This window comes from Fictibacillus sp. FJAT-27399 (assembly GCF_001510655.1).
GTDB classification, from domain to species: domain Bacteria; phylum Bacillota; class Bacilli; order Bacillales; family Fictibacillaceae; genus Fictibacillus_C; species Fictibacillus_C marinisediminis.
The window spans coordinates 112,618-133,103 of record NZ_LMVC01000004.1; the positions used below are offsets into that span (position 1 = coordinate 112,618).

The window sequence follows — 20,486 nt, forward strand, 5'->3', positions numbered from 1 at the left end:
GTTGGAGTGATTACTAGAACAAAGGAGCCGGAATAGTGAATGGTTTTACAGAAGATCCATTAAGTTTAATTAAAAAAAGAAATACGCTCCTTTACAAATTGCTATGGGGATTCTTTGTTATTGATGTTCTCTTTGATTATATTTTCGACCGCGACATTGTTTCGGTCATGTTTCCGTTAGGCTTTGGCATTGGAGGCTTTATTACCTTTTTTGCTGTATGGAACCGCATGCCTGTTTTTTCAATGTATCTCACCGTTACGGGTATTTTTGCTTTTTTGTTCTGCTTAATATCCGTGCAGCCTGTTTTGGTCAACTATCTTTACATCTGGTTTTGCCTTTTGCTGAGCACGTTTTACAGCCAATATAAAGTCATTATTTATTCTGGTGTTTTGTCAGTAGCCATGTCTACTTATTTCTTTTTTACGGATCGGGCGCTTTTTTCCTCGGTTGAAGACTTTGATTTGGTCTTTATCCTGTTGTTGCTCGTTTTCTTAACGGTTTTCTTTGTACTGTCCACTCAGTTTACGGAAAAGCTTCGGATGAAAGCAGAGAACAGGGAAAGGCATACAGCCAGCCAGCTGCTTGAATCGAAAGAATATTTTCATTCCATCTTTTCACAGACAGCTGATGCCATCCTCGTTCAAAACCTGGAAGGTGATGCACTGGCAGTGAACCGGGCGTTCATTGAGCTTTACGGATGGAAGGAAGAAGAGGTGCTGAAAAAGCCTTTTCAGCATTTTCCAGCTACGCAAAAGCAGCTGATAGGGGAAGTGTTTGAAAGAATTATTAAAGGAGATGCAGTTTCTGGCTATGAAATAGTCAATCAAAAGAAAACAGAAGAACTGTTTCCGGTCTCTGTCACCTTTTCTCCGATACGCAACCCTGATGGCACGATTAAAGCCATAGCCGGAATTTACCGTGATATTACGGAAACGAAGCGGACAGAAGAACTGATCGTCCAATCCGAAAAGCTTTCCGTCATCGGTCAGCTGGCTGCAGGTGTAGCCCATGAAATCCGTAATCCGCTGGCTATTCTGTCAGGGTTTGTTCAGTTTATGAGGGAGGAGCATATCTCCGATGAGTACACGAATATCATGCTGGCGGAGATTAATAGGATGAACCAGATTTTAGAGGAATACATGCAGCTGGCGAAAGTGAAGCAGTTTACGTTTGAGGAAGTCGATTTGTCTGGGCTTGTAAAAGAAACCTTGCTGCTGATGGAGGCATATGCCAGCCTCTCTAATATTTCTATAATTTGCGGGATTCAAGATGTGGGCTGCCTGATCAGAGGTGATTCCAACTCCTTGAAACAAGTTTTCATCAATCTGATTAAAAACGCAGTGGAAGCATCCGCACATGGAAGCCAGGTTGAAGTTTCGGTCAAACGGACAAGTGAAGGCTACGCAATTATTGAAGTAAAAGATGAAGGACATGGCCTCGAAAAGGATCAGCTGAAAAAGCTGGGGGAACCATTCTTTACAACAAAAGATATGGGAACCGGGCTCGGGCTGATGGTAAGTTTTAAAATTATAGAACAGCATAACGGAGAGGTAACTGTAACAAGTGAACCGAATAAAGGGACAATCTTTTCGGTTAAACTGCCGGAACTTTCAAGAAAAAGCTCCTGACTGTACAGCCAGGAGCTTTTTAATGCAAAGAAGGGTATACTATCCAGATTTTTCGTACCTAACCCTAGTGTATTTATTGCTCATACCCATCAACGACAACATCGAGCTTTCCGGTTTCCGGATCAATGACGAGGCCGTGGACGCTGACTGTCTCAGGAAGCAGCGGGTGGTGCTTCACCATGCTTACGCTGCCTTTTACAGCATCTTCTACGTTATCGAACCCTCTCAGCCATTGATTGAAATCCATGCCGGAGTATTTTAGGGTGTTGAGTGTTTCTTCTTTTATTCCCTGGTCTTTCATTTTTCCAATAAAATCAGCGGGATCAAGGGCACTCATTCCGCAATCGTGATGGCCGATGACACAGACTTCTGATGCCTTCAGGGCATAGATGGCGACAAGGATGCTTCGCATGACACTGCCAAAAGGATGCGCAATAATAGCACCAGCGGTTTTGATGATCTTAACGTCTCCATTTTTTATATTCATGGCCTGTGGAAGCAATTCCGTCAGCCTTGTATCCATGCAGGAAATAATAACAAGTCTTTTTTCTGGAAACTTCGTCGCCTGGTACTTTTTGTATTCTTTGTTTTCCACGAATTGTTCATTGTACTCTAAAATTTCATTCAAAATTGCCATGTTTATCTTCCTTTCAAAAAAACTCTTTTTTACTATTTTATCGAAATATCTTCATAAATCAAATTTCAAAAGTTTTAATTAGACGAAACAAGCGTGTTATCGATAAAAAAACAGGCTGAAATATTGTCAGAAGGGATAACTCTTTCAGGAATGGTTCGTTTTTTGTTGGACAACGCAAAGATATGTAGGAAAAAAACAAGCAAACGAAGCACATTGTGACAAACATTTCCTTTTCCACTCCGTATAATCAAGCTATCAAGAACATATGATAGTAAGTTGTTAAAGCATCATGTCAGGAAGAAAGGGGGACAGGCTCAAAGCAAGGCTGGCAATCCATTAAAATAGATTTACTATTAAAAAGGGGGATGTACGGATATGGAACAATCTGTGTATTTAATAGCCATTATTCTATTTACGGTGAATGTGATGTTTCAGAAGGCGGTTTCCTTGATGATCACCAGGGTGGAGCAAGCCGTTCTTGCGAAAGAGCAGAAATACCGGGTTGCGAACCTGCTGGCTAAAGCGGTGAAAAAGAAAGAACGTCCGCTCTTCAAACCAATCAACAACTATAAACAAGAACGCCGTAAAGTGAAGTGGATAGATACTTCTTAACCAATTCGGTATTAGAAAATTTAAATCGAGGGGAGAGGGTAAATGATATTATTAAGGATGGCAAAATACTACTTAGTAATACTTAAAGAGATCGATGAACGGGAAAGGTATTCTGCTGGCAGATCCAAAAGTCTATTAAAACGGATAATTCATAGGGTTTCTCGGCCTGGATCACCGTGAATCATTGTGAATTTCAATAATAAATGTGCGGAGTATGTCGGGCAGTCTCTTTAAGACTGTCTTTTTTTCGTGGAGAAAAAATGTGTTACTATAAGTACAGCAAAGAAGGTTTATCGGAAGGAGAGCAAATCATGAGTATTTCCGTTCGCCATATCATTACGTTGATGGAAAAGCATATGACAGAACTAAAGCAGCTCCCGGAGAGTTCGCCAAAAATAAAGGAGAACGCGGCCGCCATTAAGACACTCTGCGATCTCATGCTGGATTCTGACAGCACCAGAGAAGACAGCCAGTGGGTGCCGCCCTCCCCTATTTCTGCTCCACCTGGATTTACAGGCACACTGCCTAAACAGAATAAGAAGATGGACGATGATGAAGAGGGCAACGGCGATTCCATTTTTGATTTCTAGACAACAGAAAAACAGGCTTATCCTTAACGGATGAAGCCTGTTTTTTTTATAGTTGATATATTCTTGCTTCATGAGGCTGCAGAACGTTTTGGCCGCTGATCGCCGTATAGTTTCCGAGAATCAGATTATCTTCGTTCACAGTTAGGGATGCTGGAAGAGAGAATGAGCTGGGCTCATCGCTGTGATTCAGCATGATCAGCCATGTCACACCGTTAAGGCTTCTGCTGTAGATGTACAGGTTTGCATCACCCTCTGACAAATCCTTATAGTCGCCATAAACCATCACATCGTGTTCTTTTCGCAAAGAAATCAGCTTCTGATAGAAATAAAAAACGGAATTGGGATCATTCAGAGCGTTTTCAACATTGATCTCTTTATAATTAGGGTTCATATTAAGCCAGGGTTTTCCTTCACTAAAGCCGGCATTCTCTGATGAGTTCCATTGCATAGGAGTCCTGGAATTATCGCGGCTTAACGGCTGAAGCTCATGCAGCACTTCCTGAGGATCCCTGCCTTTGCTCGTTTCTTCCTCATATTTATTTTTCATCGCGATATCATGATATTCACCGATCGTATCAAACCTTAAACCGGTCATACCGATTTCTTCACCTTGAAATATATAAGGCATTCCCGGCAGTGTATGAACCATGGCGGCAAGTAATTTAGCTGATTCGATTCGGTATTCTTTGTCGTTTCCGTAGCGTGTCACTTGCCGGGTATGATCATGATTGTTCAGGAATTGAGAGTTCCACCCTTTCCCATGCAGGCCATCGTACCATGTTTGCTGAATTTCCTTGTAGCGGAGCATGTCCCAGGAGGGCATGTCGTCAGCTACTTGAAAGTGAAACAATGTGTTCAGCTCATGCCGGTCTTCGCCAACATACTTTAAGCCATCTTCAGGTGTAACGAACGGAATCTCTCCGACCGTCATTGCATCATAGTGGCGCAGTACTTTTTCATTCATTTCTTGCAGAAAGTCATGAATGCCAGAGTTATTTCCTAGGTAATCAATGTTCTCAGGATGGTCAGAATCCGGAAAACCTTTTTGCTTTGCCAGAAGGTTGATTACGTCCATACGGAATCCATCTATTCCTTTATCAAGCCAAAATTTCATCATGCTGTAGATCTCTTCTCTTACTTCAGGGTTTTCCCAATTCAAATCCGGCTGCTGAACGGCAAAAGAGTGCATATAATATTGATCTGTTTTTTCATCAAGTTCCCATACAGAAGGAGAAAAATAAGAGCGCCAATTGTTCGGTTCCCGGCCGTTTACCGCATCCTTCCAGATGTACCAGTCTCTCTTCGGGTTATCCTTTGATGAACGCGACTCGATGAACCATGGATGCTGATCGGAGGTATGGTTCACAACAAGGTCCATGATGAGTTTCAGTCCTCTGCTGTGAGCTTCGTTAAGCAATCTCTCCCACGTCTCCATCGTTCCTGCTTTCTTCATGACTGATCGGTAGTCTGAGATGTCATAGCCGTTGTCCAAATCAGGAGATTCATAGATTGGATTAAGCCAGATTACATCTGCCCCAAGTTTTTTAATATAGTCCATTTTTTGAATGACGCCTTCCAGATCGCCGTAGCCATCTCCGTCTGTATCGAAAAAACTGCGCCAGTAGACCTGATAGACGATAGCTTCTTTCCACCATGTTCTTTTCAAAACGCTCACCCTTTCCTCTCCTTTTTCTTTATTATGAAGGAAGTCTCGCCGCCTGGAAAGCCATTTGGTGAACGGCGGATGTCTTCTGGATTTAATTTCTCCAAACCTTCCTGTAAAGAAGCTTCATTGATAAGTTGATTGGAGTGTAAGGTGCGAGACTCCTCGAAAATGAATTTCACATTTTCTTCGTGCGATATAACGCTGCCGAAGCCTTCCTTGTCCTGCGGGAGCAGCGGGACAGGTGAGACCCACAGGCGCATGCGCCGAGAAAGTAGGCGCTGGCGCCGGTAAGGCTCACCGCACGCCCCGCGAAAGTAGGCGTTTACGCCGGTAAAAGCGAGCATCCTGAAACGGAAATCAACCACTCCCAAAAGCAACAAGGCTTACGAAAACAGCCTTTGTAAAAGACGTGGCTGACGATCAGGCAAAGACAACGAATGCATAATTAACAAGCTTAAGGCTTTTGGGAAGCAGAACTTCCCAGAAGCCTTTTATTTTTTTATTTACTAGGTCTTATGGCATGTTTTTAAAAACGGTAGAATGTATGATGGTAAATTTTACTGTTCGGGTTTATACTATTTTTACGAACAAACGTTCGTAAAAATATACAGTAAAAGTGAGGGAGATCTTGAATGAATACAGCTAATGATTGGCTAGGGCTAGTAAATCTCCTTGGGAATGTGGGCTTTCCGGTTTTACTGGCTGGCTATTTGATGCTGCAGTTTGAAAAAAGGATACAAAGCTTGGAAGCTGTAATAAAAGATCTGCGGGATGAACTGGTTGATAAAGAGGAGCTTGAAAAAAAGCTGGAGCAATACGGTCAAAGTCTAAAAGAAAAAGAGGAACTGAAAAAATCGGATGTTTCATAACCTCCTTTACTTTCTGGTATGATAAAAGAAAACTAGAGGAGTGAATTGGAAATGAAGCTGTTTTTAATCTTGGGTGCCGTGAATGCTGCACTGGCGGTCATGCTGGGAGCTTTCGGTGCCCATGGTCTGGAAGGAAAACTATCAGAGCGTATGATCGAAGTCTATAAAACGGGTGTTCAGTATCATATGTATCACGCCATCGGACTCTTAATCGTCGGGCTTCTCGCGGGAAAACTGACAAACTCAGGAGCGCTGCATTGGTCAGGCTGGCTTATGTTCATTGGAATTATCCTGTTCTCCGGCAGCTTGTACGCATTAAGCACAACCGGTATTTCAAAGCTCGGCATCATCACCCCGTTTGGCGGAGTGGCATTTATTGCAGGCTGGGTGCTATTCATTATGGCAGCCGTAAAAGGGCTGTAAAAAGAAAAGGCTGTTTTCGTAACCTTTGTTGCTCCTTGGGAGTGGCTGATTTCCGTTCCAGGTTGCTCGCTTTCCGCGTGTCTCACCCGTTCCGTTAGTCCTAGCCTCAGTCTTTCACCTTGCACTCCAATCAACTGATCAATGAAGGTTTTTCACAAAAATTTTCCCAAAGCAACAATTTTTTAGAAAAGAGCCAAAGAAAAAGAGCTTTGCTTAGACAAAGCTCTTTTTGTATTGGTTTACCTCGGGCTGTAGGTTGACATCGGCTGACCTTGGGACTGTGATTGCCCTTGCCCCTGTCCAGGGCTCTGGCTCTGTCCCTGGGCCTGGCTCTGCTGTTGCTGCTGGCTTCCCTGGGAACCGCCAAAAGGATAGGTGTATTCGATTTCTTCATCAAACGTAACATAATTGACGAAGACCATTAGAAGGAGAAAGCGTTTTCCAGTTTGAGGATCACTCAGGATAATATGGTCACGGCCTGCAGCTTCGATAACTCCCCTGAATACTTTTGAATTCCACTTATCACTGCCTTCAAATGTTTGATAAACTGTCGCTACTTTTCCTTTGTTTAACCGCAGGATATTTTCAATATAAGATTGCTCAAGAGGCAGCTGTCCGGGTGCGGCAATATCAGTAGGGTGCTGTCCGTAGGCTGCGCCGAGCCCTTGAGGCGGCATCCCCATCTCTGGCATCATCCCAGGTCCTGTATAACCTCCCTGTCCTTGCTGTCCCTGCGGCATCTGGCCCATCTGACCCATTCCCATCTGGCCTGATTGAGGCATACTGCCATAGTAGGGCGGCATGCCTCCACCTGTTTGCTGGCCTTGTGTTTGCCTGTAATTTGTCATACTTGCATCCCCCTTGTAAAAAGGTTTTTAAACACGCGGACCGGTATAAGTTCTATAACGTTTAATAGAATTTGAAGAAGCCCGGAAAACTACATTTCATCATATGTAAACATGCCGCCAGTTAGACCAAAAAAAGCTGGTTCTCATGTCACGCGTGTGCGCGGCATGAGAACCAGCTTTCATAAATTTCAACAATTATACGTGCAGAAATCCAGGTACGGCTTCTTTTATCAGTTGGTTACCGACATAGAAAGAACCGAATTCACCATAGCGTGCACTTACTTCATCGAATCTCATTTCATAGACGAGTTTTTTGAATTGAAGAACGTCATTGGCAAAGAGTGTAACTCCCCACTCCCAGTCATCGAATCCGACAGAACCGGTAATGATTTGTTTGACCTTGCCTGCATAGCTGCGGCCGATCATGCCGTGGCTGTACATCATCTTCTTGCGTTCTTCCATCGGCACCATGTACCAGTTGTCGTTTCCTTCACGGCGCTTGTCCATTGGATAGAAGCAGACATATTTCCATTTCGGAAGTTCCGGCTTTAAGCGGCCTTGAATCATTGGGTCTGTTTCAGGATCTACATCGTTGGAAGGATTATAGTTGCTTAGCTCAACAACAGATACATAGGAATAAGCAGGGATCGTATATTGAGCAAATGCTGTTTTGTTGAACGCATTTTCGATTTCATTGAGATCTTCCATTGTAGGGCGCAGCAGCATCAGCATGAAATCTGCTTTTTGGCCAACGATCGAATAAAGGGCATGGCTGCCTTCTTTGCGGGCCTCGGCCCCTTCCCATTTTTCCAAAAACGTCATAAATTCTTTGATCGCAGCTTCGCGTTCATTACTTGAAATCGCTTTCCAGGATACCCAATCCATCTTGCGGAAATCATGGAGGCAGTACCAGCCTTCCAGGGTTTGTGCAGCTTCACTCATGTATAGTCACTCCTTGGAATATAATGATAATTTCACTCTTATCCAATATACCACATCCGCTTGAATAAAAAAAAATCCCCGCTGTTCGGGACAGACAGGGAGAGCATTAAGTAGAGATCACGCAAAACGCTGAATGGCAGCGGTGATTTTACTGCTAAGAATAGATGTGTCCTGAAGCTCTCTTTCTGTAAAGGCCAGCCGGACATGCTTTTCATCCATATCCATCACTTCCTCAAGCATGCCGAACAGCCCTCTTGCTTTTTTATCTATTTCCAATATGATCTCCAAGGAACTGCCGTCACTCAGGAATACCGCTTCAAGTTCATCCAGTTTACCCCTGAACATGCCGGTTGGCACATATTCAAATTCCTGAATAAACGGCAGGCGGCCGCTTATATAGCGTGAAGCAGCTTCACAAGTCGTTTGACGCAGCACAAAGTCCAGTCCTTCAATTGCTTCCATCGCTCTTCTGACAAGAGGCCCTGGATTTACGGTAATGTAATCTTTGTCTGACGGGTCAACTGCATTTTTAATATCAGCCCCGGTCTTCAGCCACACCGGTGTATGTCCGATGCTCAGCGGAACATCAAAGGGAATACGAAACGAGAAAGGAATCTTTTTCATTTCCCCGGGCTGTATGATTAAGGAATCAGATACACGGTGGCGGGCTACAGCTGATTGTTCCCTGTATTTCTTATCATCGGATTCTCTTATGTATTCGGTCATCAGGAAAATCGAAATCGAGTCGATCGGCTGTGCTGCTTTTCCGCCAGTAATCTGCACGGTGCCGCTTACTTCCTCTCCGGGAATGAACCTGTTTTTGGTTAAAATCGTATCAATGGTCGCTCCTCCTATTCCAACACTGGCCAGCATTTTGTTCATAAAAGACATATTGGACATCCTCCTTGAAATTGATAATAAGATATACGTATTGTCTTTTAAAAAGATTCAAACAGATTACATAATTATCCTTTTTATATTTTCCATTTTTCTAAAAATAACAACTTCTTGGCACAGGCGCTTTCAATTCAGGGAATAGGTTTAAAACAGGCGCAAAAAAGAGTACCCTAGTATGGAATGAACCCGAAGAGGAGGATCTCGCATGAGCGATTTATTTAAAGATTTAACAGAAAAAGTGCAACAGCAGAATCCCAAGATTGTGTTCCCCGAAGGCACCGACGAACGCATTCTTACTGCAGCAGCCAGATTGGCTGAAGAAAACGTCCTTAAACCGATTTTGGTTGGAAATAAAGAAGAGATCACTTCAAGAGCAAAGGAAATTGGAGTCAGCCTTGGCGACATCGAGTTAATCGATCCTAAGCATTATCCTGAATTCGACAGCCTTGTTGCTTCTTTCGTAGAACGCCGCAAAGGCAAAGCTACAGAAGAACAGGCACGCCAAATTCTTTTGGATGAAAACTACTTCGGCACCATGCTGGTCTATACAGGAAAAGCCCATGGACTTGTGAGCGGAGCTGCTCATTCCACAGCTGATACTGTTCGCCCTGCCCTGCAGATCATCAAAACACAGGAAGGTATTAAAAAGACATCCGGCGCTTTTATCATGGTAAAAGACGAAGAAAAATATGTTTTTGCTGATTGTGCCATCAATATCGCACCATCTAGCGCTGACCTTGCTGAGTCTGCATTAGTGAGCGCACATACAGCAAGAGTTTTCGGCATTGACCCAAAAGTGGCGCTTTTAAGCTTTTCAACAAAAGGATCAGCTAAATCAGCTGAAACTGAAAAAGTAGTAGACGCGACTGAGCTTTTGAGCGGAATGAACCCTGATTTCCCTTTTGACGGTGAACTTCAGTTCGATGCAGCGTTTGTTTCATCGGTTGCACAGAAAAAAGCACCAAATTCTCCTTTGAAAGGTGAAGCGAACGTCTTTATCTTCCCAGGCCTTGAAACAGGAAATATCGGATACAAGATGGTTCAGCGCCTCGGCGGCTATGAAGCGATCGGACCGATCCTGCAAGGTCTTAACATGCCGGTGAACGATCTTTCCCGCGGATGCAACGAGGAAGATGTTTACAAGCTTGCCCTCATTACGGCCATGCAGGCGCTATAAAAGAAAAGCGTAAGCGCCCTGCTGTATGGAAAAAAGCACTGAGAGATTAAATCTCCAGTGCTTTTTCATTTCGTTCCCATACCCGCTGATAGTTGTAATCGTGTAATTGAATCTCACTTACGGACAGAGGGGATGAAACGAGGTGGCTGCTTTCTTCTTTTAATACAAAGAGGAGTCTAGTCATCAAATCGCTGACAGACAGCTCTGTTCCGGTCAACTCTGACAGTGAGGCCATCACGTCTGGCCGTATTTCGGGATAGCTGAATTTCGTGTGTTCTCCCTGAAGACCATGACGGTAAAACTCCCGGATTGCTTCTGCTCTCCCGGAACCGCTCCCGTTGACACATAAGTAGATCTGCACGGCCGCCCCATTGCGGATCCGCCGCTGTGAGATGCCTGCAAACTTCTTTCCATCCACGCTTAAATCATAGCTTCCCGGACAATACGAGCCGGTGATCTCTCTTGCTTCGAAATCAACACCATACGGGCTCAGCATTTTTTGGATGAGTTCGACCATCGTGTCATATCCCTTGTTGATCTCGATACTGCTGTCCTTTTCGGGAAGGATGATGGAAATATTCAATACGCCTTCATCAAGCACCACAGCAAGACCGCCCGAATTGCGGACGATCACCCGGTATCCCCTTGATTTTAAATACTGTATGCCTTCGTTCAGATGCGGAAGACGTGTATCCTGGATGCCGAGGACAATGGTGTCATGATGCACCCAAGTACGGACGGTAGGAGAAGACTCTCCAGCTCCAATCGATGTGCAGAGCGTATCATCCATTGCAAAAGACTGCAGGGCATCAAAAGACGGACCGAGGCTTGACTGGTCGATGATGCGCCATTTTGGCTGAAATAACAATGAAGCGTTCATACTAATCACGCTTCTCCGCTTCAATGATGAAGGATTTAGGAATACCCTGGTCAAAATCACCAGGATGCGGCTCTTCTTTCAGCCCTGTAATAAACAGGCCGGACGCTCCGATCGCAGTAATGATTTCACCAAGTGTCCACTTGCGGATGGATACTTGAAATGGCTTTCTTTCCTCTTCCGTCGCATATTGGAGCTCAGGAAGAAACTTGGAATACGATACATCCACCGTTTCCAGAGCCGTACTGAAATAGTCTCCGCTCACCTTGTGTTTTCTGGCAGACTGGCTTTTTCCCTGTGAGGCAATCAGCTTGGTTGAGATCGGATGGAAATCTTGCAGGACGAACCTTCCACCCTGTTTAAGCAAGCGGTATACCGACGTAAAGAAAGGCACCAGTTCTGTAAAATAATGAAGAATTCCGTTCTCTGTAAAAACAAGATCATATTCTCCTGAAAGTTCTTCCTCCGGCAGCTCAAGAACATCGCTCTTGATATAGCGAAGCGGGACGCCGGCCGCACGGGCAAGCTCTTTAGCGTAGCGTTCGTTCGGTTCCGAAAGGTCGATGACGGTTGCTTCTGCACCAAGCAGTGCCAAAGCAACCGCTTTGCTGCCATGGGATCCAAGAAGATTGCAGACTTTTTTTCCTTTCACATCGCCTATATAGGTTTCAAGCGGACTCAGCCGCTTTACCGGGTCTTTTTTTATTTTAGCAGCGGCTTTCGCCGGCTCGCCAAATCGATGGGTCCAGGCTTCGTAAGACTTTTCATTCCAAGCCTGACTGTTCTGGTTTTGTTGTGTGTGATCCACGAGTCAACCTCCTGCTTCTATCATTCTTTACTAGTATAACGCAACAGGCCGCAGAGCTTCCATGCCGGAAAAATAATTGCAACTTTTTGGAATGTATTTACGTAAGCATAGGTATAGTGAATGGAAGAGAAAAGGACAAAAGGAGGAGATCTGTTGAATAAGAAGAACCTATCCAGGACGTTAAAGTGGGTTTCAGGAGGATTTGAAGCGCTCCTGGGCATTCCTTTTGTAGGAGGAACCATCGTGGTTTCCTTTCTGTGGACCCCGCTTGCTATTGCGCTTGCCCTCCATATTGCTACTCTCGTCTTTTCAGCGAAAGAAGGGACAGCAAGGCACGGAAGCATTCTCGGCATCGTGACTTCCTGCATCGCATGGATCCCGTTTGTCGGCATGATCATGCATATTATTTCTGCCATTTTATTATTGGTCGACGCCTACCGGCAGGAGGACAAAGACAGCCAGGTCGTTGATACGCAATAAAAAGAGAGGAGCGCCCCATGGGTCTCCTTTCTTTTTTTGATAGCACAAGAAAAAGAAAGCATGGCTGCGAAAGAAGATATACAGCTGTCGAAAACCGCTTTTTTTGTTTGTTGTTTCATGATTCAAAACCGCGTAAAATAGGGTATACTTCACAATGAAAATAATCATACAGCAAATAGGACAATCCTTCTGGCGAACACAAGCATGAGAAGGGATTTTCTTTTTTTAGCAGAACTATAAACATAAACTAATTGCGGCTGAAGGAGCATTTATTACGATATGGCGAAAGAAATGGGTCAGTTGAATGAAGAAAAGGTGTTTAAAGATCCGGTTCACCGTTACATCCATGTAAGGGACGAGCTGATCTGGCGGCTGATAGGCACGCGTGAATTTCAGCGCCTTCGACGGATTCGCCAGCTGGGTACTACCTATTTGACGTTTCATGGAGCTGAACACAGCCGTTTCAGCCACTCTCTCGGCGTATACGAGATTACAAGACGGATCGTTGAAATTTTTCAAAACAGGCCGCACTGGAACGAAGACGAACGGATGCTGGTTCTTTGTGCTGCACTGCTGCATGACATTGGACATGGACCTTTTTCCCACTCATTCGAGAAAGTGTTCGGTGTGGATCATGAAGATTATACAAGGGATATTCTTTTAGGCGATACGGAAGTGAATGAGGTTCTCCGCTTGCAAGGAGAAGAATTCCCCAGAAAAGTAGCAGAAGTCATCGAAAAGACCTATCATGACAAGCTGGTCGTCAGTTTGATCTCCAGCCAGATAGATGCTGATCGGATGGATTATCTCCTCCGCGATGCCTATTTCACAGGCGTAAGCTACGGAAACTTCGATCTCGAGCGAATCCTCCGGGTCATGCGCCCGATGGAAGACGGAGCCGTTATTAAAGCAAGCGGCATGCATGCTGTTGAAGATTATATTATGAGCCGATACCAGATGTATTGGCAGGTGTATTTTCACCCGGTAACGAGAAGCGCCGAAGTGATTTTGAGCAAAATCCTTCACCGGGCAAAGGACCTCTATCAGGGGGGCTATCAATTTAAGCAGGATTTAACGCATTTCCGCTCACTGTTCGACGGGGAAATTACATTAGAGGACTACATAAAGCTGGATGAGGGAGTCATGCAGTATTATTTCCAAATTTGGATGGACGAGGAAGACCGAATCTTGCGTGACCTCTGCCGCCGCTTTTTGGACCGGAAGCTTTTTAAATACACGGAGATGGTTTCTGTTTCAGAGGTTCTGCGCCTGTCAGGTTATTTTGAGGAAGCGGGCATCGACCCGAAATACTATCTTGTTATTGACTCCTCCTCTGATTTGCCGTACGACTTTTACAGACCAGGGGAAAAAGAGGAAAGGCTGCCTATCAACCTTTTAAAAGCGAATGGCGAAATCCGTGAACTTTCGAGAGAATCAGATGTAGTAGAAGCGATTTCAGGGAAAAGAAGAACAGACCATAAGCTCTACTATCCAGCTGATCTGATTGAAAAGATAGATGACAATAAGCTGAAACAAAAGATAAAACACATACTGAAAAAGGATTAACAGGTTTTATGCTAAGGGGGAAATACTGTGTTTGATGATCATTTAAAGGTCATAACGGTCATTAAGGAGGCCGGGGAAGTCATCGGTCGAAAAAAGCTGCAGAAGATGATTTATATCGCTAAAAAGCTGAACTTCCCTTTTCAGGAAAAATATGAGTTTCACTTTTACGGCCCTTATTCAGAAGAATTAACGCTGCGCGTCGAAGAACTGTGCAACCTGGGCTATGTGCATGAAATCAAAGAAAAAGTCAGCGGCTATTCCCAATACCGCTATTCTCTAAATAATGAGGGAGAAGACTTTTTGACTAGCTATGGAAAGAAGATACCGAAACTTGGGGAATGCGTAAGGTCCATGAACGAACAGTCCTCACGATTTCTCGAACTTGTTTCTACCATTTTATTTTTTTCGCATTTGCCGGCAGACGAAGTTAAAGTCAAGATTCAGACATTAAAGGCAAAACAAAAATACAGCGATGCAGAAATTCAGGAGGGTTATACGTTTATCAGCCAGCTTGAAAACTGCATTGTTCAGTAAGTATACCTCTTCGGGCGCTCTGATTAATGTTTATTCTCTATGCCTATGTAAAATACTGTTTGTAAATATAATAGATTCTTGTAAAATAAAAGTATTCTAATGGTTACTGGGAGAACATATGAACAAAAGGAAGATTCAGCTCATCAGTGAGAGAATTGTAGAGCAGATCCAAAAGATAACCGAGAGATCAGCCTATCTTCAGATGAAGGAGAACCCCGAATCCATCAAGAAAATGATGGATCGGAAGCTGAGGACGATTACAGAAGAAGAAAGTAAGCAATTATATGAACAGTTTCTTTTCTATTTGGGAGAAGCGCTGGTATCTGACTATGATACTTCCTTTCAAAAAATTACGAAATGGGGAGAAAAAGCAGGAGAAATTGCTGTTCTGGAGGATATTCCGTTGGATGAATCGCTGGATGGCCTTCGTTTTTTTCGCCAGGCTATGCTGCATATCATTGATGAGGAAGCCGATAAAGTTGATCTTTCGAGGAAAGAGTTCATACAAATTACATCCATTATTGACACGTTGCTAGACCGGTGCATCTATAGCTATAGCATCGCCTTCGTCCGGCATAACCGTAAAAAGATGGAGGTCGCCCAGCTTGCGATCCTTGAACTTTCGGTTCCGGTCGTACCTCTGGCGAAGGGAATTGCCGTGCTTCCGATTATTGGGGAGATTGACACACACCGGTCCCAGATGATCATGGAGCAAACGCTGACCCGCTGCACAGAACTTCAAGTGGAACAATTGATGATTGATCTCTCAGGAGTAGCGATCATCGATACCATGGTTGCTCATAATTTGTTTCAAGTCATCAACTCATTGAAACTGCTTGGAGTTAAAGTAGTGTTAACAGGGATTCGCCCTGAAATTGCTCAGACTGTTGTCTCTTTAGGTGTTAGTTTTGAGGGAGTTTCTGTATGCGGAAGCCTGCAGCAAGCCATCACAATGGTGGGATTTGAACGAAAAAATGAAAAGCCTGCTTCCTCAGGAAACTCTATATTTTAAGTCCCAAAAGCTGATTATGCCTGAAATATGAACGGCGGCAGATCAGCTTTTTTATGTGGGATAAAACAGGAGAATGGAACTGTGATAATTGTCGCTGTTATGGTTTGGTACGTGTGTGAATGACTAAATAGCCGGTAAAATAGTTTAGCTGCATCTAAAAGATTGAGGGGCTGAGTCTTTTCGACTATAATGAAATTTTTTCCAAATAAAACAAATAAATCCTTTAAATGATTTAGTATTTTGTAAACTATTAAAGGCAATTCACCCTTTTTACATTAGGAATACCACGCAGTAATACCCATTCTTTTACAAATACCATCGATTCATTTTTACAAAATTCGGAATTTTCTGGTGACTTCCTCATTTTTCATCCCTTATGATTAAACTATCTTCCAGGGATCTTACATAGTTTTTACACCAAATTCAACAGAAGGAGGGTTGTTTAGTTATTTCTGTCGGTTCAGCGGTGAAAAATGAAGGGAGGACGATGAACGAATGAGAGCAAAACATCTTCGCTTATTCAGTCTAGTGATGTGCTTGTGTTTACTGCTTCCTTTACTGCTCCCGAAAGGTGCAGCGGTATCTGCAAAAACTGCAAAAACTCAAGCCTTCGTATCCATGAAAAAAGCCAACGCGACAGGCGGCGCCAAAATCAGCAGCAAGCTTCAAAAGCAATTTGACGATAAGGATCTGGTCACCTTCCTCATTAAGTTCAAGGAACAGGCCAATTCAGCAAAGGCGTCAAAAGAAGCTGCCCAAATGGCTAAGAAACAGAAGCTCAGCGCCTATAAAACAGAATTGAACAAACGATCCGCCGTCGTTTCCGAACTGCGCGCAACCGCGCTGGAAACACAAACTGGTGTAAAACAATATTTAAGTCAGCAAGAAAAGGAAGGGAACGCAAAGGATATCCGTTCCTACTTTATCGTGAACGGGATGGCGGTTACAGCCACAAAGATTGTTATGGAAAAAGTGGCTTCTTTTCCTGAAGTCGATAAGGTTCTTCCTAATGAAATCAGGCATATCCAGCCTGTACAGGAAGCAAAAGGAAAAGCTATTCCTACGAAAAAAGCAGCTAAAGCGGCAGATAAGGCCGCTAAAGCTGGAAAAGAAACGAAAGCAGAAACAGCATCCGTGGAGTGGAACATCGACCGAGTCGGTGCGCCGCAAGCTTGGAACATGGGAATCGATGGCTCAGGGACAGTCGTAGCCAATATCGATACCGGAGTACAGTGGGACCATCCGGCATTAAAAGAAAAATACCGCGGCTATAATGCATCCAACGGTTCAGTAAACCATGAATTCAACTGGTTTGACGCGACCGCTGGACGAGCAGCGCCGTATGATGATAATAACCATGGAACGCATACAATGGGCACCATGGTAGGAGGCGAACCGAACGGAAACAACCAGATCGGTGTAGCACCTGGAGCAAAATGGATCGCTGTTAAGGCTTTTACTCCTTCTGGAGGAAGTGATGCGGATCTGCTTGAGGCAGGACAATGGATCATCGCTCCGACAGATGCTTCCGGGAACCCCCATCCCGAAAAAGCACCCGATGTGGTGAACAACTCATGGGGGGGCGGACCCGGCATCGATGACTGGTACCGTCAAATGGTACAAAACTGGCGTGCAGCCGAAATCTTCCCCGAATTTTCCGCAGGTAACACTACGTTAACGAATCCGGGCGGACCTGGATCAGTCGCCAACCCGGCTAATTACCCGGAGTCTTTTGCAACCGGGGCCACAGACATCAACAACAAACTTGCTTCTTTCTCCTTGCGGGGACCATCTCCGTATGGCGGCATTATGAAGCCCGAGATCTCAGCTCCAGGCGTCAACATCCGTTCTTCCATTCCTGGCAACAACTATGAGGGAGGATGGAACGGAACCTCTATGGCAGGTCCCCATGTATCTGCTGTTGTGGCTCTTCTGCGACAGGTCAATTCTTCTCTAACTGTATCCGATATTGAAGAAATTCTTAAAACCACAGCCACTCCTCTAACGGACAGTGAGTACTCCGAAAGCCCGAACAATGGATATGGATATGGACTGGTAAATGCGTTTGATGCCGTATCCTCCATCATCAGCGGGTTAGGTAAAGTGAAGGGTGCTGTCATGAAAGAAGGAGAAGATTCAGAAGCACCAACCTATACGCATGAAGCACCAGCTGATACGTATGCGGGCATGGGCCTTCGGTTATCGATCACAGTCAAGGATAACGTCAGTGTTTCTTCAGTGACTCTTCAGTATCAGGACCGCGAAGGAAACTGGCAGTCTGTTGATGCGGAACGAACGAGCGGAAACTACAGTGAAGGAACATATTCCGCGGTTCTCCCGGGAAATGCGGTTGCTGTCCCAACGGTATCTTACCGCTGGAAGATCGCAGATTACGGACAGAACGACGTAACCACTGATACGTACAGCGTGGACGTTCATCCTGGCATCAGTACAGGCTACTCCACCGATTTTGAAACTCAGCCTGCTGGTTGGACCTCTTGGGGAGATAAAAATACGTGGGAATGGGGTACCCCGACTTCAGGGCCAGGTAACGCAGCATCAGGCACAAAAGTGTATGCAACCAATCTTGAAGGAAATTATGACAACAGTGCAAACATGGCCTTGATGATGCCGCCTGTAGATCTGGGTGACGGCCCTGCCTACCTGCAGCTGAAGCATTGGTATGAAATCGAGAACAACTATGATTATGCGCAGATCTTTGTTTCTGCCGATCAGCAGAACTGGGTAGAAAAAGCCCGATTTACGAACAAGAGCAATGGATGGCTGGATGCACAGGTTGATCTTTCTGCCTATGCCAACCAGCGGATCTATATTGCGTTTAACTTAAAAACGGACGGAAGCGTCGTGAAGCCAGGCTGGTATTTGGATGATGTAAAATTATCCGCTGCTCCTGCTGGAACAACAAAGGCTGGCAAAAAGCTTCAAGCTAAAACAGCAGGCGATGTAAAGGACGCTGCGAAAAAAGCAGTGAATCCAGAAAAAATCCAGCCAGTGAACCAACTTGAGTTCAAGAGTACCGATGAAAGCAAAAAAGCGGCAGCTCCAAACGGCCTTCCGATCAATGCCGAGGTGAGTGTGCTGGAAACAGGGCGTTCCACGAAAACCAACCCTGCAAACGGAACTTACTCTCTGACGAATGCAGCTGGAGACTACACACTCGTTGCAGAATCTTATGGCTATCGTTCACAGCAGCAGAGTGTCCATATCTCAGCAGACGGTGAAACGGAAAAGAACTTTGTGCTGGAAGAGATTCCAAAGGGAACAATCTCAGGAACGGTATCCAATGAGCAAACCGGAGCTCCGATCAAGGATGCTGTCGTTTATGTGGCAGAGGATGCTGCGGTCCAGCCAGTAAAAACAGATGAGAACGGGAACTACAGCCTTAATGTCTATGAAGGCACGTATACCCTCAAGGTCATGGCTTCCGGGTACTATGGCAAAGACATGCAGGCTGTGGTCAATGGAAATGAAACAACCGATAAGGATGCAGCGCTTAAGCCGTTTATTTCCGCACCGGGCGGAGAGATCGGCTATGATGACGGAACAGCTGAAAATGCCCATGCCTTCTACGATGCAGGCAACGGCTGGGGTGTTAAAATGTCCCTGCCAGCAGGAAAAGAGCAAGGATTGGTAACGGGCGGAATGTTCCGTTTCTGGGATACGGAATGGCCGGTTCCAGGCGGTACGGAAATGAAAGTTGCGGTTTATGATGCGAGCGGACCGGATGGAGCACCTGGCAAGAAAATAGCCGGGCCTATTGATGCTACGGCTCTTCGAAACGGAGAATGGACGAAAATCGACCTCTCCAGCTATGGCATTCAAGTATCAGGTGATTTCTACATGGTGTATTTCCAAGTTAAGGCGAATCCGAATGCGCCAGGACTTGCTACAGATGAAGACGGAACGAATGCGGGCCGAAGCTGGCAGTATGTCGGGGGTGCCTGGTCACCATCACCAGCGGATGAAGGGAACTACATGATCCGCGCGCTTGTGGATTATGAAGTAACGGCTCCTGTTATTACGTCTCCTGCAGACGGAAGTTTTACCAATAAAGAGACGGTGACTGTGGAAGGGCAAACCGCTCCTAACGTTAAAGTGCATGTGTTAAAAGATGGAGAAAAAACGGCAGAAGCTACAGCGGATAAAGATGGGAAGTTTGCAGCAGATGTCACACTTTCCAACGGCGAAAACATCCTGACCGCCAAGGTGGTTACCGACAGAGGAAGCACAGATGCATCAGCTCCTGTGAAAGTGACACTGGATCAGAAGAAGCCGAAGCTGGTCATCGACAGCCCGACAGACGGGTTGAAAACGAACAAAGAGACCGTAACCGTTAAAGGAAAAGTAACAGAAGACCACCTTAAATCTGTTACGGTAAACGGAAAGGATGTGACCGTCAAAGCGGACGGCAGCTACTCTTACAGAAAGATGCTCGAGTTAGGGAAAAACGTGATTAAAGTTGCGGCAACCGATAAGGCTGGCAATGCCGTATCTAAAAAAGTAACCGTGTATGCCCAGTATGAGGACCTTGTCATCGAGAACCTCAAGCCGGACAGCGATAAAAACCTGAAGTCCGGCCAGACGGTCAAGATTGAATTCGACAGCTCTGAGGATCTGGATGCCTCGTTTGTTATTCATATGCCGCTCACGAATGCCATTGCAGCAGTAACCAACGCAACAGAGCTTCCTATGCAAGAGACAACGCCTGGACATTATGAAGGATACTACACGGCAACCTCTAACATAAAAGTCAGAGGAGCAGCCGTGGAAGTCAAAGTAAAAGATGAATACGGCAATAGCGCAAGTCAAACCGCACAAGGAAAACTGAATATCAATTAAATAAATCTATATATACTGAAAGAAGCCAGCTGAATGGTGATCAGCTGGCTTCTTTCCCTT

At 44.9% G+C, this 20,486-nt stretch carries 18 protein-coding genes and 1 pseudogene; 11 read left to right on the forward strand and 8 right to left on the reverse strand.

Annotation, left to right across the window (positions count from 1 at the left end; all coding sequences use genetic code 11):
* Positions 1-35: 35 nt before the first annotated feature.
* Positions 36-1,628, forward strand: coding sequence for an ATP-binding protein (locus AR335_RS17180; protein WP_062238211.1), 1,593 nt, complete (start codon positions 36-38; stop codon positions 1,626-1,628).
* Between the two features lie 73 nt (positions 1,629-1,701).
* Here the strand turns inward: AR335_RS17180 and AR335_RS17185 are convergent, their stop codons facing one another.
* On the reverse strand, positions 1,702-2,265 hold the full coding sequence (locus AR335_RS17185) for a beta-class carbonic anhydrase (RefSeq protein WP_062238213.1): 564 nt from the start codon (positions 2,263-2,265) through the stop codon (positions 1,702-1,704).
* A gap of 375 nt (positions 2,266-2,640) precedes the next feature.
* Between AR335_RS17185 and AR335_RS17190 the strand changes: the two genes are divergently transcribed.
* Together AR335_RS17190 and AR335_RS17195 are read left to right on the forward strand one after the other, a co-directional pair.
* Positions 2,641-2,877 carry a hypothetical protein gene (locus AR335_RS17190; RefSeq protein ID WP_062238214.1) on the forward strand — a complete coding sequence of 79 codons (237 nt, stop codon included), beginning with the start codon at positions 2,641-2,643 and terminating at the stop codon, positions 2,875-2,877.
* Between the two features lie 311 nt (positions 2,878-3,188).
* The gene (locus AR335_RS17195; RefSeq protein WP_156419063.1) at positions 3,189-3,467 is read left to right on the forward strand and encodes a YwdI family protein; all 279 of its coding nucleotides are present in this window, start codon (positions 3,189-3,191) and stop codon (positions 3,465-3,467) included.
* Positions 3,468-3,513: 46 nt separating this feature from the next.
* Here AR335_RS17195 and AR335_RS17200 read toward each other — a convergent pair whose 3' ends face one another.
* The gene (locus AR335_RS17200) at positions 3,514-5,133 is read right to left on the reverse strand and encodes a glycoside hydrolase family 13 protein (protein ID WP_062238477.1); all 1,620 of its coding nucleotides are present in this window, start codon (positions 5,131-5,133) and stop codon (positions 3,514-3,516) included.
* 5 nt (positions 5,134-5,138) lie between these two features.
* Positions 5,139-5,513: a hypothetical protein gene (locus AR335_RS17205; RefSeq protein ID WP_156419064.1), complete on the reverse strand. Its 375-nt coding sequence runs from the start codon at positions 5,511-5,513 to the stop codon at positions 5,139-5,141.
* A gap of 252 nt (positions 5,514-5,765) precedes the next feature.
* On the opposite strand from AR335_RS17205, the gene AR335_RS17210 reads away from it, so the two are divergent.
* On the forward strand, positions 5,766-6,002 hold the full coding sequence (locus AR335_RS17210) for a YvrJ family protein (protein WP_062238221.1): 237 nt from the start codon (positions 5,766-5,768) through the stop codon (positions 6,000-6,002).
* Positions 6,003-6,053: 51 nt separating this feature from the next.
* A complete protein-coding gene (locus tag AR335_RS17215) occupies positions 6,054-6,425 on the forward strand; it encodes a DUF423 domain-containing protein (RefSeq protein ID WP_062238223.1) in 372 nt (123 codons plus the stop codon).
* 365 nt (positions 6,426-6,790) lie between these two features.
* Here AR335_RS17215 and gerQ read toward each other — a convergent pair.
* From gerQ to AR335_RS17230, 3 genes and pseudogenes are all read right to left on the reverse strand, one after another.
* A pseudogene (gerQ, locus tag AR335_RS17220) lies at positions 6,791-7,273 on the reverse strand (spore coat protein GerQ); the annotation flags it as partial.
* A gap of 195 nt (positions 7,274-7,468) precedes the next feature.
* Positions 7,469-8,215 (reverse strand): hydrogen peroxide-dependent heme synthase, encoded by a 747-nt coding sequence (gene hemQ, locus AR335_RS17225; protein WP_062238225.1) that lies wholly within the window; start codon positions 8,213-8,215, stop codon positions 7,469-7,471.
* A 117-nt stretch (positions 8,216-8,332) separates the two neighbouring features.
* Positions 8,333-9,106 (reverse strand): sporulation protein, encoded by a 774-nt coding sequence (locus AR335_RS17230; RefSeq protein ID WP_062238226.1) that lies wholly within the window; start codon positions 9,104-9,106, stop codon positions 8,333-8,335.
* Between the two features lie 211 nt (positions 9,107-9,317).
* Here AR335_RS17230 and pta point away from each other — a divergent pair, with 211 nt between their 5' ends.
* The gene (gene pta, locus AR335_RS17235) at positions 9,318-10,289 is read left to right on the forward strand and encodes a phosphate acetyltransferase (RefSeq protein WP_062238229.1); all 972 of its coding nucleotides are present in this window, start codon (positions 9,318-9,320) and stop codon (positions 10,287-10,289) included.
* 46 nt (positions 10,290-10,335) lie between these two features.
* On the opposite strand, the gene AR335_RS17240 is transcribed toward pta, so the two are convergent.
* Entirely contained in the window at positions 10,336-11,175 is an 840-nt protein-coding gene (locus AR335_RS17240; protein ID WP_062238479.1) for a lipoate--protein ligase family protein, read from the reverse strand.
* A complete protein-coding gene (locus tag AR335_RS17245; protein ID WP_062238230.1) occupies positions 11,171-11,974 on the reverse strand; it encodes a class I SAM-dependent methyltransferase in 804 nt (267 codons plus the stop codon). The genes AR335_RS17240 and AR335_RS17245 overlap by 5 nt, the downstream gene beginning before the upstream one ends.
* 153 nt (positions 11,975-12,127) lie before the next feature.
* Between AR335_RS17245 and AR335_RS17250 the strand changes: the two genes are divergently transcribed.
* The 5 genes from AR335_RS17250 to AR335_RS17270 all read left to right on the forward strand — a co-directional run bounded on the left by AR335_RS17250 (position 12,128) and on the right by AR335_RS17270 (position 20,426).
* A complete protein-coding gene (locus tag AR335_RS17250) occupies positions 12,128-12,454 on the forward strand; it encodes a hypothetical protein (protein WP_234293340.1) in 327 nt (108 codons plus the stop codon).
* Between the two features lie 279 nt (positions 12,455-12,733).
* On the forward strand, positions 12,734-14,020 hold the full coding sequence (locus AR335_RS17255; RefSeq protein WP_062238234.1) for an HD domain-containing protein: 1,287 nt from the start codon (positions 12,734-12,736) through the stop codon (positions 14,018-14,020).
* 27 nt (positions 14,021-14,047) lie between these two features.
* Complete coding sequence (locus AR335_RS17260) at positions 14,048-14,554, forward strand: YwgA family protein (protein WP_053356416.1); 507 nt, start codon at positions 14,048-14,050, stop codon at positions 14,552-14,554.
* 118 nt (positions 14,555-14,672) lie between these two features.
* Entirely contained in the window at positions 14,673-15,566 is an 894-nt protein-coding gene (locus AR335_RS17265) for an STAS domain-containing protein (protein WP_062238236.1), read from the forward strand.
* A gap of 495 nt (positions 15,567-16,061) precedes the next feature.
* A complete protein-coding gene (locus tag AR335_RS17270; RefSeq protein WP_062238238.1) occupies positions 16,062-20,426 on the forward strand; it encodes a S8 family peptidase in 4,365 nt (1,454 codons plus the stop codon).
* The last annotated feature ends 60 nt before the right edge of the window (positions 20,427-20,486 follow it).

What these genes read in the sequence shown, in the direction of transcription:
- AR335_RS17255 (WP_062238234.1), top strand. Translation starts at nt 12,734, where the DNA reads ATGGCGAAAGAAATGGGTCAGTTGAATGAAGAAAAGGTGTTTAAAGAT.
- AR335_RS17195 (WP_156419063.1), top strand. Translation starts at nt 3,189, where the DNA reads ATGAGTATTTCCGTTCGCCATATCATTACGTTGATGGAAAAGCATATG.
- AR335_RS17215 (WP_062238223.1), top strand. Translation starts at nt 6,054, where the DNA reads ATGAAGCTGTTTTTAATCTTGGGTGCCGTGAATGCTGCACTGGCGGTC.
- AR335_RS17185 (WP_062238213.1), bottom strand. Translation starts at nt 2,265, where the DNA reads ATGGCAATTTTGAATGAAATTTTAGAGTACAATGAACAATTCGTGGAA.
- hemQ (WP_062238225.1), bottom strand. Translation starts at nt 8,215, where the DNA reads ATGAGTGAAGCTGCACAAACCCTGGAAGGCTGGTACTGCCTCCATGAT.
- AR335_RS17190 (WP_062238214.1), top strand. Translation starts at nt 2,641, where the DNA reads ATGGAACAATCTGTGTATTTAATAGCCATTATTCTATTTACGGTGAAT.
- AR335_RS17265 (WP_062238236.1), top strand. Translation starts at nt 14,673, where the DNA reads ATGAACAAAAGGAAGATTCAGCTCATCAGTGAGAGAATTGTAGAGCAG.
- AR335_RS17210 (WP_062238221.1), top strand. Translation starts at nt 5,766, where the DNA reads ATGAATACAGCTAATGATTGGCTAGGGCTAGTAAATCTCCTTGGGAAT.
- pta (WP_062238229.1), top strand. Translation starts at nt 9,318, where the DNA reads ATGAGCGATTTATTTAAAGATTTAACAGAAAAAGTGCAACAGCAGAAT.
- AR335_RS17270 (WP_062238238.1), top strand. Translation starts at nt 16,062, where the DNA reads ATGAGAGCAAAACATCTTCGCTTATTCAGTCTAGTGATGTGCTTGTGT.
- AR335_RS17230 (WP_062238226.1), bottom strand. Translation starts at nt 9,106, where the DNA reads ATGTCTTTTATGAACAAAATGCTGGCCAGTGTTGGAATAGGAGGAGCG.